Raw genomic sequence first — 15,020 nt, 5'->3', positions numbered from 1 at the left:
CCGCAGCTTCAATGACCCAGGTCACTTTCCGTCGCTCGCGTTTGTGTGATAGTCGGCGCAACCGTTCCATCGCTTGTCTCCTGACGCAGCCTGATCGGCACTTGTCGCGATCAACGTCTACGCCATTTCCCTCATTCAAGAGCAGGATTTCATGGCACTTCACAAAACCGTAGAAACCCAAGACCAAGCCATCGAAGACGTGTATTCGAGCGGTTCGTCCCAGCACACCTTGCCCAAGTACCGTTTGCCGAACCACTCGACCACGCCGTCGGCAGCCTACAACCTGGTGCGTGATGAGCTGTTGCTGGACGGTAACTCGCGCCAGAACCTGGCGACCTTCTGCACCACGTGGGTCGAGCCCGAAGTGAAGCAGTTGATGGCCGACGCCCTCGACAAAAACATGATCGACAAGGACGAGTACCCGCAAACCGCCGAGATTGAAAACCGCTGTGTGCACATCATTGCCGACCTCTGGCACGCGCCCAAATCCTGGCAAACCGTGGGCTGTTCGACCACAGGGTCCAGCGAAGCAGCCATGCTTGGCGGCCTGGCCCTGAAGTGGAGCTGGAAAAAACGCCGCGAAGCCGCGGGCCTGCCGACTGACAAACCGAACTTTGTGTGCGGGCCGGTGCAGATCTGCTGGAAAAAATTCGCCCGCTATTTCGACGTGGAAATTCGTGAAGTGCCCTTGCGCGGTGATGCCTTGGGCCTGCTGCCGGCCGACCTGCGGGAATATTGCGACGAGAACACCATCGGCGTGGTTGCGACCTTGGGCGTGACTTTCACCGGTATCTATGAACCCGTGGCCGCGCTGGCCGCCGAGCTGGACGCGATGCAGCGCGACCTCGGCCTGGACATTCCGATACATGTTGATGCGGCCAGTGGCGGGTTTATCGCCCCGTTCATCCAGCAAACGCTGCAATGGGATTTTGTGATCGAACGGGTCAAGTCGATCAACGCCTCGGGCCACAAATACGGGCTGGCGCCGCTTGGCGTGGGCTGGGTGATTTGGCGCTCGACCGAAGATCTGCCGGAAGAATTGATCTTCTACGTGGACTATCTGGGCGGCAACATGGCTACCTTCGCGCTGAATTTCAGCCGGCCGGGCGGTGAGATCATTGCCCAGTACTACAACTTCCTGCGGCTGGGGCGCGACGGCTACACGCGTATTCAACAAGCCTGCTCCGACACGGCGCAGTGGCTGGCCGCGCAAATCGGCAAGTTTGCCCCGCTGGAATTGGTGTATGACGGCAAAGACGGGCTGCCGGCGGTCTGCTACAAGCTCAAGGACGGCATCGACCATGGCTTCAGCCTGTATGACCTGTCCGAGCGCGTGCGCATGCGCGGGTGGCAGATCGCGTCCTACCCACTGCCTTCAGACCGCCAGAACATCGTGGTGCAACGCATTCTGGTCCGCCATGGCGTGAGCCGCGACCTGGTGGCGCTGTTGCTTGATGACTTGCGCAAGGCTATCGAGTATCTGCAGAAAAACCCGGTGGCCAATTCCGACGCCGGGCCGAGTTTCAGCCACGGCGCAATCGCCGACCCCGTGATCCCGGCAGACACCCCTAACCTGGCCTGACACACCTCACGCTCACCGGGCCTTGAGGCCCGGTGCCTTAAGTGTTTGCCTTGCCGGGTGCGAATCATCGTGACTGCCATTTTCAGTTTTCTGCACGACAACCCCTATATTCTGCTGTTCCTGGTGGTCGGCCTGTCCGTCTGGGTCGGGCGCGGCACCATCAAGGGGTATGGCTTGGGGGCGGTGGCCGGGGCCATCGTCATCGGTTGCGCCATTGCGACCTGGGCGTCTTACTACGGCGTGCATTTCGAACTCGATAACTTCACCAAAAGCCTGTTTTATTACCTGTTCATGTACGGCGTCGGGCTGCGCGTGGGGCCCTCGTTTATTAATAGCCTCAAGGGCGATGGGCTGAAATTCACCTTTCTGGCGATACTGTCGTCGTTCCTCGGCTTGGGCATCGTGGTGCTGGGTGTGAAGCTCTTGTCACTGCCGGTGGGCGCCGCTGGCGGTATTCTTGCTGGTTCACAGACCATGTCCGCGGCCATCGGCTCGGCGGAGCAAGCCCTCACCTCCGGCGTCGTCCCGCTGCCGCCGGGCACTACGGTTGCCGCCGCGACGGCCATGATCGCGTTGTCCTATGGCATCACCTACATCTGGGGCACGGTCGGCATCATCCTGATCTGCAAATACCTGCCGCGCTGGTGGGGGGTGGATGCACGCACGGCAGCCAAGGCGTATGAAGTCGAACACGGCGTGCCCAATGTCGATGACGCCGGGCTCAGTGGCTATCGGCCTTTCGACTTGCGTGCGTACCGATTGGTGAACAGTGAATGGGTGGGGCAGACCATCGCGCAGTTCCGCCAGCAATTTGCGCTGTACCAGATTGAGAATGTCGAGCGCGGCGATCAGTTGCTTGGCGCCGACCCCGCACTGGTGCTGCAGCTGGGCGATATCATTGCCCTGGGGGGCAGCCTCGATGCGCTGACCGATCACATGGGCCTGATCGGGCCGGAAGTGCCGGACGCCCGGGCGCTCAACATCCCGTTGGATGAGGCGGTGATTCTGGTGACCCACCGTGATGCGATCGGCAAGCAGCTCAAGCAGTTCAGCCAGTCATCGATTGCCGGACAGGTGCAGCTGGTGGGCATCGAACGCGGCGGCGCGCCCATTCCCCTGGGGCTGGAAACACGCCTGCAACGCCTGGATGTGATGCACCTGATCGGCTTGCGTACCGCCATCGACAAAGCCACGGCGTTACTCGGCAAGGCAGGGCGGCCAAGTACCGCGACCGATTTGCTGACGCTGTCACTGGGCATGGTGTTGGGGTTGCTGATCGGTCTGATCCAAGTGCCGGCGTTCGGTGCGGCGGTGGGTCTGGGTAACGCGGGCGGCTTGTTGGTGTCGGGGATTATCGTCTCGTCGCTGGTGTCGCGCGTGCGCTTTTTTGGTAATACACCCAACGCCGCCCGCAACATTCTTGAAGACATGGGGCTGATTTTCTTTGTCGCCATTGTGGGAGTGAACGCTGGCGCCAACCTGGTTTCACAAATCAGCCCGATCATCGCGTTGAAGATCTTTGTACTCGGCTTTGTCGCCTGCACCGTTCCGCCGTTTATCGTCTGGGCGGTGGGGTTTCATGTGTTCAAGATCAACCCGGCAATCCTCATGGGCGGCGTGGCGGGCGCGCGCAGCCACTCCGGGCCGGCACGTGAGGCCGCCAAGGAAATCGACAGCAGCGTGCCCTGGATCGGTTTTCCTGTGGCGTATGCGGTGTCGGGCATTTTGCTCACGGTGTTTGGGTATTTTGCCATGGTGCTTGCGCGGTAGTGGTTTGAGGGGGCATATCCGTTATTTAGGTAACGGCGGCTTATGGTTCCGCTCTTACAGCGGGTCACTTTTTTACAAACGCCTAAAAAAGTAACCAAAAAACGCTTTGCCCCACCACTCGGTGCCTCGCCTAGGCTCGGCATGCCCGCACTCCGGCACGCTTGCGCGGGTCGCCGCGACGGGCCATCCATGGCCCGGCGCGGCTAAATCGGCATCCTTGCCGATTTACCCGCTCCACCGTGCCTACTTGCGGCCATCGTGGTTGACGGGGCCCGCAGATCAAGATCAAAAGCACGCAGCCTCGCTGGCGCTCGACAGCTGCTACGGGTGGGGTGGCTCTGCTTTTCTGTGGGAGCTGGCTTGCCTGCGATGCAGACAACTCGGTCTTCCAGATACACCGAAGCGATGCTACCGCCGGCAAGCCAGCTCCTACAGTGGACCGTGCCCGCTTTGGCTTTTGATTTTGCTCTTCAACACTCAAGCCGGCCGGTAGGCCGCTGTGCTCTTGCTTTTGATCTTGATCTTAGGCGCCCCGTTAAACCACGCTGGTCCAAAGCCTGCGTGAGGGCACACCGAGCCTAGGCGAGGTGCCGAGTGGTGGGGCAAGAGCGTTTTGCTTACTTTTGCGCTTTTCAAAAGTGAGCCGCTGTCAGAGCGGAACCAATAGCAGCCCTGAGCGAAATAACGGATATGCACACACCACAAGCGAGCAAAAAAAAGCCCCGCGACCGAATGACGGCACGGGGCTAAAAATTGGCTGGATGCGACCAACCAAAGGAGCTCTTTAAGTCAAATCACTTGGCACTGGCAATCGTGGTACTCGGCTGCCACCCACCGCCCAGCGCCTTGTAGATCGCGACAATCCCGCGATACAAGTCCACTTCGGCCTGGGCCTGGGAGTCTTCAGCGGCCAGACGCTCACGTTGCGCGTCAAGCAGCACCAGGAAATCCACCGTGCCTTCGCGGTAGCGGATCGCCGCAAGGTCGGCCGCGGCGCGACTTGATTCACTCTGACGGATCAGCGAGACCAGGCGCTGCTGGCGTTTGCCGTAATCACTGAAAGCATTTTCCGATTCTTCCAACGCCAGCAGCACTTGTTGCTCATAGGTTGCCAGGGCGCCATCGGCCTCGGCGTTGGCACCACGCAACCGCGCTCGCACGCTGCCCAGGTCAAACGCCGCCCAGGTGATGCTTGGGCCGAGGGACCAGGCATTCGCTGCGGCAGACCCGATCTGCGAACCGCGTCCGGCCGTAAAGCCGAGGAAGCCGCTGAGGCTGACCCGTGGGAACAGGTCGGCCTTGGCCACGCCGATACGCGCGGTGGCGGCCGCCAGTTTGCGTTCGGCACTGAGGATGTCCGGACGACGCTGCAGCAGCTGCCCCGGGTCGCCAATGGGCAACGCCTTGGCAATCGCCGGCAGGTCTTTGGGGCTCAGGTCCACAGTCAGCTTGTCGGGGCGCTGGCCGAGGAGGGTGGCGATGCGGTTACGCTCGCGCACTTGCTCGGCCTGCAGTTGCGGCACGCTGGCTTCAACCGCGGCCAGGCGTGCGTCGGCGCGTTCTACATCGAGCTGATCACCGACGCCGGCATCGCGCAGGCTGACGGTAATGGTGCGCGATTCCTGCTGGTTCTTCAGGTTGTCCAGGGCGATGCGTTCACGCAATTGCGCACCGCGCAGTTGACCGTAGGCGTCCACCAGCTCGGCAATCATGGTGACTTGCAGTTGGTACAGGTCGGCTTCGGCAACCTGTTGGTCAGCATCGCTGGCTTCCAGGTTGCGGCGGATGCGGCCGAACAAATCCACTTCCCAGGCCATGTCCAGGCCCAGGTCGTAGCGCTCGCTGTTGACGCGCTTGGTGGTCTGGCCCGGGATCTGGCCTTTGCCCACGTCGCTGCTGGCACGGCTGGTGACCACCGGCATGATGTCGTTGGCCGCGTCATCGCGAATTGCACGCGCCGCTCGCAGACGGGCAAAGGCTACGCGCAAGTCGCGGTTACCGTTCAACGACTGGGTCACCAGTTGGTAGAGGGTCGGGTCGTCGAACTGCTGCCACCAGATGCCTTCGTACTTGGCGTGGTCATAACTTTTGGTGTCGGCGGCGGCCGTGATGTTGGCCGCCTCCAGTTTCTCGGTTTTGTAATCCGGGCCCACGGCACAGGCGCTCAGCGCCAATACCAGCAAGCTCGGCAGGAATACTTTCACGCTCATTGCTGTGTCTCCAGCTTCAAGGCCTTGGCCGCTTTGCGCGCTTCCTGGCGCTCCACATAGCGACGGATCAGTACGTAGAACACTGGCGTCAGCAACAGACCGAAGAAGGTCACGCCGATCATCCCGGAGAACACCGCCACACCCATGGCATGACGCATCTCGGCACCGGCACCGCTGGACAACACCAGAGGCACCACGCCCATGATGAACGCGAACGAGGTCATCAGAATCGGGCGCAGACGCAAGCGGCAGGCTTCCAGTACCGCGGCCAGTGGGTCGAGCCCCTCGGCCTGTTTATCCTTGGCGAATTCGACGATCAGAATCGCGTTCTTGCACGCCAGGCCCACCAGTACGATCAAGCCGATCTGGGTGAAGATGTTGTTGTCGCCGCCCGAGATGATTACCCCGGTAATGGCCGACAGCAGCGTCATCGGTACGATCAGGATCACCGCCAGTGGCAGGCTCCAGCTTTCGTATTGGGCGGCCAGTACCAGGAACGCCAGCAGTACGCAGAGCGGGAACACGAACAGCGCGGTGTTGCCCGAGAGGATTTGCTGATAAGTCAGGTCAGTCCACTCGTAGGTCATGCCGTTGGGCAGTTCCTCTTTCAGCAGCTTCTCAATCGCGGCCTGGGCCTGGCCGGAGCTGTAGCCCGGTGCGGCGTTGCCGTTGATTTCAGCGGTGATAAAGCCGTTGTAGTGCATCACGCGGTCCGGGCCCGAGGTGTCGCTGACCTTGATAAAGGTCGCCAGCGGGATCATCTCGCCCTTGTTGTTACGCACTTTCAGCTGGCCGATCTGGTCTTCATCCTGGCGGAACTGTTGCTCGGCCTGCACGTTGACCTGATAGGTACGCCCGAAGCGGTTGAAGTCGTTGGCATACAACGAACCCAGGTAGATCTGCAGGGTGTCGAAGATGTCGCTGACGGCCACGCCGTGGGTCTTGGCTTTTTCACGGTCGATGGCCGCATCAACCTGCGGCACGTTGACCGTGTAGCTGGTGAACAGGCCGAACAATTCAGGCACGCCACGGCTTTTGGTGATGACGTTCTGCACTTCTTTGTACAGCTCGTCGTAACCCAGGTTGCCACGGTCCTCGATCTGCAGGCGGAACCCGCCAATCGTGCCCAGGCCCTGTACCGGCGGCGGTGGGAAGATCGCCATGTAGGCTTCTTCGATGCTGCTGTACTTGCCGTTCAGTGCACCGGCAATCGCGCCGGCCGACAGGCTCGGGTCTTTACGTTCATCGAACGGCTTCAAGGTCACGAACACGATGCCGTTGTTCGGGCTGTTGGTAAAACCGTTGATCGACAGGCCGGGGAAGGCGATCGCGCTTTCCACGCCCGGCTGCTTCATGGCGATGTCCGACATGCGCTTGATCACATCTTCGGTGCGGTCCAGGCTCGCGGCGTCCGGCAATTGCGCGAAGGCCACCAGGTACTGCTTGTCCTGGGCCGGTACGAAACCGGTGGGGGTATGGGCGAAACCCAACCAGGTCAGCACCATCAGCCCGGCGTACAGGAACAGCGCGATGCCGCTGCCGCGAATCACCCGGCGTACGGTGCCGACGTAACCATGGCTGGCCTTCTCGAAGAATCGGTTGAACGGACGGAACAACCAGCCGCCGAACACCTTGTCGAGTGCCTTGGAAAAACGGTCCTTGGGGGCGTTATGACCCTTGAGCAAGACGGCAGCCAGGGCCGGGGACAAGGTCAGCGAGTTGAACGCCGAGATCACCGTCGAAATCGCAATGGTCAAGGCGAACTGCTTGTAGAACTGCCCGGTCAAGCCGCTGATAAACGCTGCCGGAATGAACACCGCACACAGCACCAACGCAGTGGCGATGATCGGGCCGGTCACTTCGCTCATGGCTTTTTCAGTGGCCGGGAACGGTTCCAGTCCCAACTCGATGTTACGTTCGACGTTCTCCACCACCACGATGGCGTCGTCCACCACGATACCAATCGCCAACACCAGTCCGAACAGCGACAGCGCATTGAGCGAGAAGCCAAACAGGTGCATCACCGCAAAGGTACCGATCAACGAAACCGGCACTGCCACCAGCGGAATGATCGACGCGCGCCAGGTCTGCAGGAACAGGATCACCACCAGCACTACCAGGATCAGTGCTTCAAACAGGGTATGAACCACGGCTTCGATGGAACCGCGCACGAAGACCGTCGGGTCATAGGCGATGCGGTAATCCATGCCTTCCGGGAAGCTCTGTTTCAGCTCCGCCATCTTGGCGCGCACTTCATTGGAGATGTCGATGGCGTTGGAGCCGGGGCGCTGGAAGATCGGGATCGCCACAGCCGGCTGGTTGTCGATCAACGAACGCAGGGCGTACTGGCTGGAACCCAGCTCAACCCGCGCGATGTCTTTCAACCGCGTGATTTCGCCGTTAGCACCGGCACGAATCACGATATTTTCGAACTCTTCCTCAGTGACCAGGCGGCCCTGAGTGTTGACCGACAGTTGGAAGCTGGTGTCATTGGGTGCAGGTTGCGCGCCCAATGCACCGGCCGCCACCTGGCGGTTCTGCTCGCGAATGGCCGTAACCACATCCGTAGCGGTCAGGTTGCGCGAGGCGGTCTTGTTCGGGTCCAGCCACACACGCAGGGAGTAGTCGCCCATGCCGAACAACTGCACGTCGCCCACGCCGCCCAGCCGCGCCAACTCATCCTTGATGTTGAGGATCGCGTAGTTGGACAGGTAGAGCATGTTGTAGCGCTGATCCGGGGAGGTGATGTGCACCACCATGGTCAGGTCGGGAGACGCCTTGTCTACGGTGATACCGATGCGCGTCACTTCCTCAGGCAGTTTTGGCTGAGTCCGTGTCACACGGTTCTGCACCTGTACCTGCGCGTTGTCCAGGTCGGTGCCCAGGGCGAAGGTGATGGTCAGGGTCAGTTTGCCGTCGGCGGTCGACTGCGAGGACATGTACAGCATGTTCTCGACGCCGGTGATGGCTTGCTCCAGCGGAGCGGCCACGGTTTCACCGATGACTTTAGGGTTGGCGCCCGGGAAGTTGGCGCGTACCACGACGGTCGGCGGTACCACTTCCGGGTATTCGCTGATCGGCAGCTGGAACAGCGAGATCGCGCCGGCAATCAGGATCAACAGCGACAGCACCGCTGCGAAGATCGGCCGCGAAATGAAGAACTTGGAAAAATTCATCTTGAGTTGTATCCCTTAACCGCGTGGAGTCGCGACGCTGGCAACTTTGGGCGCGGCTTTATCCGGCGCCACTTGCTCCAGGTTGCTGGCTTCAAGCGCTTGTCGTTGTTGTGCCAAGGCGGCGAGGGTTTCCTTGCTGGCCATCGGGATCGTTTCCGGCGCAACCGGCGAGCCCGGGCGAATACGCTGCAAGCCCTTCACGACGATGGTGTCGTCCTTGTTCAAACCGCTGCGCACGATGCGCAGGCCTTCGATCTTCGGCCCCAGTTCCACCGAGCGATACGCAGGCTTGTCGCCGTCCATCACCAGCACGAACTTCTTGCCAAGGTCAGTGCCGACGGCTTCGTCGTTGATCAGCACGGCGGAGTAAGTGCCGCTGCCGACCAGCTTCAAGCGTGCATACAGGCCCGGGGTGTATTCGCCCTTGCTGTTATCGAACACGGCGCGACCACGGATGGTGCCGGTGGCCGGGTTGACCTGGTTGTCGACGAAGTTCATCTGGCCCAGGTGCGGGTTGCCGGTTTCGTTGGACAGGCCCAGGTACACCGGAGTGGTTGCACCACGACGGCCTTCGCGCGCCAGCTGGGTGTACTTGAGGTACACGCGCTCATCGGCGTCGAAGTAGGCGTAGACCTTGTCGGTGGAGACCACGCTGGTCAGCGCGGTGACGTCGGCGGTCACCAGGTTGCCGGCGGTGATTTCGGCACGGCTGACACGGCCGCTGATCGGTGCGGTCACGCGGGTAAAGCTCAGGTTCAACTTGGCCAGGTCCAGCTGCGCCTGAATCCCGGCCACTGCGGCGCGGGCTTCCTGGGCGGCGGTGGTGCGCGAGTCGGCCAGTTCGGCGGAGATCGCGTTGCTCTGACGCAGGCGGTCGCCGCGTTGCGCTTCGTTATCGCTACGGGTGGCGGCGGCTTTGGTTTGGGCAAGCTGGGCTTCGAGGCGGCGCACTTCAGCCTGGAACGGACGCGGGTCGATCTGGAACAGCAAGTCGCCCTTTTTCACCAGGGCGCCTTCGGTGAAGGCCACCTGGTCGATCTGGCCGGACACGCGCGGACGAATCTGCACGGTTTCCGGAGCTTCCAGGCGACCGGTGAATTCGTCCCACTCGTTGACCGGTTGTTCGAGCACCTTGGCCACACTGACTTTCGCAGGAGGCATGGCGGCCGCTTGTTCCGGGGTCTTGCCGCATGCGCTCATCACCACCACGGCCAAAATCGCCAAGGGGAAGCGCAAATGTTTGAGTGACTGTTCCATGAAGTGCATCCGCCAATGTATTGAGATGGGCGGATCATGCGCGGCGAGGTGCTATGTCACGAATCGAATGAAGCAAAGGTAACTATCATTCGGAATGATATAAGCGCGAGATTAGCCCTCTAGGATGCGGGTTTCGTTAGGGAGCTATCAATAGGAGTGATGACAAAAGACTGTTGCGCGGGCTGCAAGGAACGCCCGCGCGGTTTTTCAGTCCAGCAGGCGGCTGACTTCGCGCAAACGCACCTCGCTCAGGTTGCCGGTGGAGGCCAGCAGGTTCAATTGGGCCAGCAAGATGCTGTAGCGCTGCTGGGCCAAACGCTGCTGGGTGTCGGTGACTTTCTGCTGCGCATCCAGCACGTCGGTGTTGATGCGTGAGCCGGCTTCAAAGCCGTGGGTGACCGACGCCAGGTTAACCTGGCTGGACTTGAGCGCCTGCTTGAGCGCCTGGTATTGGCTCATGCCGCTGGTGACTTGCAGGTACGCCTGGCGCGCCATCAACCCGGCGGTGCGGCGCGCGTCTTCAACCTCATCCAGGGCCTTGCTTTGCAGCGCATGGGCTTCGCGCACGCGGCTGCTGGTGCGGCCACCGCCGTAAAGCGGCACGCTCAACTTGACCCCGACCACGGTCTGGTTATAGCGGTTTTCCGGCAGCGTGACGTCGTACACATCGCCACCCACCGAGGCAAAGCGGCCGTGGGCGGCGATCAGGTCGAGGGTCGGCAAGTGGCCGGCCTGTTCCTTGTCGATGTCCATTTCGGCCAGGCGCTGGGTGATCTGCGCGCGCTGCACGGCCAGGTTGCCTTGTTGCGCGGTGCTTGCCCATTCGCCGATGGCCGCAGGCACCGGGGCGCTGAATTGCGGCTCCTTGCCCGACCACGGCCGCGCCTGAGCGGCGGTCAATTGGGTCAGCGTTTCGGTGGCGATGTCCAGCGCGCCGCGTGCGGCAATCTGCTCGGCGAAGGCCTGGTCGTACTTGGCCTGCACCTGTTCGAGCGCATTGGCGGTAGCGGCGCCGTCGGCCAGTAAACGCCGTGTGCGGTGCTGGCTCTCCTGCAAGGTTTGCAGTTGTTGTGTGCGGGTGTTCAACAGCTCCTGGTTGAGCAATACCTCAAAATAGGCGCGGGCCACGCGCAGCATCAGGTCCTGGCGCGCCTGTTCGGTCTGCACTTCGCTGGCGCTGATCAGCAATTTGCTTTGGTCGTGGGCGATCACGTTCTGCCAGCGCAACAGCGGCTGAGTGAGCACCACCGCGTAAGCATTGGTGTTGTTGCGGTTACGGTGGTAATCGTTGGAATCCTCGGCATCGACCCAGGCGGCGCCGCCCGTGACGGACAGGTCCGGCAGCAGGTTGGCGCGGCTTTGCGGTTCTTTTTCCGCCGTGGCCAGTTGCTGGGCCTGGGCGGCGGCGAACTTCATGTCGTGGCTCAGCGCTTTTTGATACAGCTGGTACAAGTCCTCTGCCGACGCGTAGGTCGGGCAGCAGGCGAGGGCAAGCCCGCCCAGGCAGGTGAGCAGGGTGAGGTGTTTTAGATGCAGCCCTGGAATACGCAAGGGTAGGTGCTCCACAAAAAAATTATCGGCTGAGGGTGCTTCTGCGCATCATCAGCACCATGGGAATGCCAATGGCCATAACGGCGCCCAAGGTGCCGAACAGCATGCTGAAGGCCAGCATTTGCGCTTGTTCACGCGCTTGCAGGTAGGGCATCAAGGCCAGGGCTTGTTGATGGCTGGCAAGGCTGAGCGAGAGGAACAGCGGGTTGGATTCCACGCCGCCCCAACCATTGGCGATCAGGCTGGACTCGGTCACGTGCTCGGAGAGCAGCCGATAGCGCTCCCACGAAAACCGTGTGAGCAGCGTTGCAGCGATGGCGATGCCGACGCTGCCGCCCAGTTGGCGCATCAGGTTCAATACGCCCGAGGCACCGGAGATCAACGTCAACGGAAGGCGCCGCATGGCCAGGTTGGTCAGCGGCACGAAGATCATGCCCAGGCCCAGCCCGCGGATCACCAGCGGCCAGTACAGCGTGTCCGGGTTGCTGTCGAGGGTGAACTGGGTGTGCAGGAACATCGCGTAGCAGTACATGACGATGCCCAAGGTCACGAACACGCGTTCGTCGATCTTGTTTTCCTGGGACAGCTTGCCGATCACCAAGGTACTGATGGCGCTGGCCACCGCCCCGGGGAAAATCACCAGCCCGCTCTGGTACGCGCTTTGCGCCAGCAACGTCTGCAAAAACAGCGGCACCATGAACAAGGTGCTGTACAGCCCGAAGCCCACGCAAAATGCGCAGATGCAGCCCATCAGGAACTCGCGGTTCTGAAACAGCGCGACGTTGACGATCGGGTTGGCCGCGCGCCGTTCCCACCAGAAAAACCCCACCAGGCTAAAGCTGCTGAGCAACAGGCAGGCCACGGTCCAGTTGGACTCCAGCCAGTCCCAATGCTCGCCGCGCTCGAGCAGGATCTGCAAACTGCCGACCCCCAGCGCCAACAGGCAGAAACCGCTGTAGTCAACACTGCTGGGTTTTTGCTCGTTGGCCGAATCGCCGATGCACAGCCAGCACAGCAACAGGGCCACGGCGCCGATGGGCACGTTGATCAGGAAGATCCAGTGCCATGACAAGGTGTCGATCAGATAGCCACCGACCGTCGGCCCAAGGGTCGGCCCCATCATTACGCCGACGCCGTACAGCGCCATGCCGCTGCTGACCTTTTCCTTGGGGAACACGTCGTAGATGATCGCCTGGGAAATCCCCAGCAAGCCGCCGCCCGCCAACCCCTGCAGCACGCGAAATGCCACCAGTTGCCACAGCTCAGCGGAGAACGCGCAGCCTACCGACGCCAGCACAAACACGGCCGTGGAGACCAGGTAATACCGGCGCCGCCCGAACCAGGCAGACAGCCAGCCGCTGACCGGCAGAATCACCACGTTGGCCACCACGTAGCCGGTGGAGACCCACGAGATTTCGTCGACCGACGCCCCGTAGGTGCCCATCAGGCTGGGAATCGCCACGTTGACGATGGTGACGTCCAGCAACTCCATCATCGACACCAGCGTCACGGTGAACGCAATCAGGTACGGCGACCTCATAGCGTTTGGCTGGCGTTGTGTGGCGTGGCGACTTCGACAAAGGCGCTCATGCCGGGGCTCAACACGGCCTTGTAGTCATCCGGCACGTCTTTGAGCGCGATCCGCACCTGGACGCGCTGCACCACCTTGGTGAAGTTGCCCGTGGCGTTTTCCTGGGGCAGCAGCGAGAACTTCGCCCCGGTCGCCGGTGCCAGGCTTTCGACCACGCCGTCGAAGGCGTGGCCGGGAAACGCATCCACCGTGACCTTGGCGTGTTGGCCGACGCGCACGCGGCCAACCTGGGTTTCCTTGAAGTTGGCGGTGATCCACAGCGGGTCGGTGGCAATCAGGCTCAAGAGCTTCTGGCCGGCAACCACGAACTGGCCGGGTTCGACCTCTTTTTTCGAGACAATACTGCGCACCGGCGCAGTCTGGCGGGCGTCATGCAATTTGATGCGGGCTTGCTCGAGTTCGGCTTGCGCCGCCGCGATCCGATAGTCCTGCACCTTGAGTTCGGCCTTGTTGGCCAGCGTGCTTTGCGCGGCGGCCTGGGCATTGCTGCGGGCCGCTTCCTGGGCATGGCTAAGCGCGTCGAAACGCGCCTTGGCCAGCTCCAGGTCCTGAGTGCTCAGCACCCCCTGGGCGCCCAGGCGCCGGGCACGTTGGTAGTCGTTGCGCGCCTGCTCCAGGTTGGCACTGGACTGCGCCAGCGCCGCTTGCGCGGCCTGGCGCATGGCGACTGCGCCGAGAATCTGACTGTCCAGCGCACCCGGGCTGCCGCTGCGTCCGGCGGCGGCGAGCAAGGCTTGCCACTGTGCTTCGCGCTGCTGCACCTGGTATTGATATTCGCTGTCGCGTATCTGAAACAGCAGGTCGCCGCTTTCCACGGTGACGTTATCCATCACCGGCACGCTCATCACCACACCCGAGAGCTTGGCCCGCACCGGGATGATCACGCCGTCGAGTTCGGCGTTGTCGGTGCTCACGTAGGCGCTGGAATACTGCCAGCGCTGCCAGCCGAGCAGCAGCAACCCACCCACCACGGCGACGCACAGTGTCATTTTTATAAGCTTGCCTTTGGTCATGTCCTACTCCCTGTGTTCATGCGAGGCTCAGACGCTGTGTTCAACCTGACGCACAGGGCGGTCCGTGGCGTGTTGCGCTTTTTCCTGGAGGAAGTGATACACGCCATCCCACAGGTCGATGCGCGAGTTGATCGCGGTCTTGGCGCTTTCGATCATGTGTTGGTGTTGCGCGGGCGTGGTGACGATTTCGGCGATGATGCGCTTGGCCGCCGGGCCGTGATCGTCGCCGTCCATTTCGATGTGGCGCTTGAGGTAATACGTGAGCATCGGCACATCGGTTTCACGCACCGACCATTGCGACAGCAGGCGGCCGAACATGTCGGGGATGATGTCTTCACGGCCAAAGAAGAAGTACGCCAGCACCGCTTCGGTCGAGCCGTGCTGCGCCACATCGAGGGTCTGGCACATGAACACTTTGGCGGCCAGCGGAATGTCGCGGTCGTTGAGGGCCCTGGCCAGCGGCACCTTGGCCTGGATGGCAGCGAGGAAGCGCCGGAACACCGAACTGTCGGCGCCGATTTCATCCATTGCCGTGAGGTACAGGTCCAGGTGGCTGATAAAGCCGCCGTCCGGGTGTTCGTCGGTTTCTTCGCCCACCACAATTTCATTGATCAAGCGCGCGGCGGTGATGTGCACCGGCGGCACCCACGGCAACTCGACGCAGGTCAGATCGCGCTGGATGCGCTTGAGCAAGGTCATGAAATCCCACACGGCGAACACGTGGAATTCCATCAGCGTGCGCACGTCTTCAACCGTGCGGATAGTGGCGAACAGCGGGTGGCTGAATAACTGCTTGCGTTCGGTTTCGATGTGGCTGTCGATATCAAAAGGCATACATGCTCCTGCAGCCTGAGTCTTCAGGCGGGAAAT

General features: G+C 61.6%; 9 protein-coding genes. 2 read left to right on the top strand and 7 right to left on the bottom strand.

Features of this window, described 5'->3' with window-relative positions; genetic code table 11:
* Positions 1-151 precede the first annotated feature (151 nt).
* Both AACV02_RS14900 and AACV02_RS14895 read left to right on the top strand, forming a co-directional pair.
* Positions 152-1,582: a glutamate decarboxylase gene (locus tag AACV02_RS14900; RefSeq protein ID WP_106578072.1), complete on the top strand. Its 1,431-nt coding sequence runs from the start codon at positions 152-154 to the stop codon at positions 1,580-1,582.
* 69 nt (positions 1,583-1,651) lie between these two features.
* The gene (locus AACV02_RS14895) at positions 1,652-3,352 is read left to right on the top strand and encodes an aspartate:alanine exchanger family transporter (protein WP_119740844.1); all 1,701 of its coding nucleotides are present in this window, start codon (positions 1,652-1,654) and stop codon (positions 3,350-3,352) included.
* Between the two features lie 794 nt (positions 3,353-4,146).
* Here AACV02_RS14895 and AACV02_RS14890 read toward each other — a convergent pair.
* From AACV02_RS14890 to AACV02_RS14860, 7 genes are all read right to left on the bottom strand, one after another.
* Positions 4,147-5,562, bottom strand: a complete 1,416-nt coding sequence (locus AACV02_RS14890) for an efflux transporter outer membrane subunit (RefSeq protein ID WP_119740657.1) — start codon at positions 5,560-5,562, stop codon at positions 4,147-4,149.
* Positions 5,559-8,738, bottom strand: a complete 3,180-nt coding sequence (locus AACV02_RS14885; RefSeq protein WP_106578074.1) for an efflux RND transporter permease subunit — start codon at positions 8,736-8,738, stop codon at positions 5,559-5,561. The genes AACV02_RS14890 and AACV02_RS14885 overlap by 4 nt, the downstream gene beginning before the upstream one ends.
* A 15-nt stretch (positions 8,739-8,753) precedes the next feature.
* On the bottom strand, positions 8,754-9,995 hold the full coding sequence (mexE, locus tag AACV02_RS14880; protein ID WP_106578163.1) for a multidrug efflux RND transporter periplasmic adaptor subunit MexE: 1,242 nt from the start codon (positions 9,993-9,995) through the stop codon (positions 8,754-8,756).
* Positions 9,996-10,202: 207 nt separating this feature from the next.
* Entirely contained in the window at positions 10,203-11,546 is a 1,344-nt protein-coding gene (locus AACV02_RS14875; protein ID WP_119740655.1) for a TolC family outer membrane protein, read from the bottom strand.
* Positions 11,547-11,568: 22 nt separating this feature from the next.
* Positions 11,569-13,086: a DHA2 family efflux MFS transporter permease subunit gene (locus AACV02_RS14870; RefSeq protein ID WP_119740653.1), complete on the bottom strand. Its 1,518-nt coding sequence runs from the start codon at positions 13,084-13,086 to the stop codon at positions 11,569-11,571.
* Positions 13,083-14,150 (bottom strand): HlyD family secretion protein, encoded by a 1,068-nt coding sequence (locus AACV02_RS14865; protein ID WP_106578077.1) that lies wholly within the window; start codon positions 14,148-14,150, stop codon positions 13,083-13,085. Before AACV02_RS14865 ends, AACV02_RS14870 begins: the two co-directional genes overlap by 4 nt.
* Before the next feature lie 27 nt (positions 14,151-14,177).
* Complete coding sequence (locus tag AACV02_RS14860) at positions 14,178-14,984, bottom strand: DUF3050 domain-containing protein (protein ID WP_119740651.1); 807 nt, start codon at positions 14,982-14,984, stop codon at positions 14,178-14,180.
* Between the last annotated feature and the right edge of the window lie 36 nt (positions 14,985-15,020).

The sequence above is a fragment of the Pseudomonas sp. Larv2_ips genome (assembly GCF_963879675.1).
Classification (GTDB): Bacteria; Pseudomonadota; Gammaproteobacteria; order Pseudomonadales; family Pseudomonadaceae; genus Aquipseudomonas.
Note: the sequence above shows the minus strand (reverse complement) of the source record. Positions and strands in the feature narration are given on the sequence as shown.

Coding starts and splice junctions, on each gene's coding strand:
- AACV02_RS14900 (WP_106578072.1), top strand. CDS start 152: ATGGCACTTCACAAAACCGTAGAAACCCAAGACCAAGCCATCGAAGAC.
- AACV02_RS14890 (WP_119740657.1), bottom strand. CDS start 5,562: ATGAGCGTGAAAGTATTCCTGCCGAGCTTGCTGGTATTGGCGCTGAGC.
- AACV02_RS14885 (WP_106578074.1), bottom strand. CDS start 8,738: ATGAATTTTTCCAAGTTCTTCATTTCGCGGCCGATCTTCGCAGCGGTG.
- mexE (WP_106578163.1), bottom strand. CDS start 9,995: ATGGAACAGTCACTCAAACATTTGCGCTTCCCCTTGGCGATTTTGGCC.
- AACV02_RS14870 (WP_119740653.1), bottom strand. CDS start 13,086: ATGAGGTCGCCGTACCTGATTGCGTTCACCGTGACGCTGGTGTCGATG.
- AACV02_RS14865 (WP_106578077.1), bottom strand. CDS start 14,150: ATGACCAAAGGCAAGCTTATAAAAATGACACTGTGCGTCGCCGTGGTG.
- AACV02_RS14860 (WP_119740651.1), bottom strand. CDS start 14,984: ATGCCTTTTGATATCGACAGCCACATCGAAACCGAACGCAAGCAGTTA.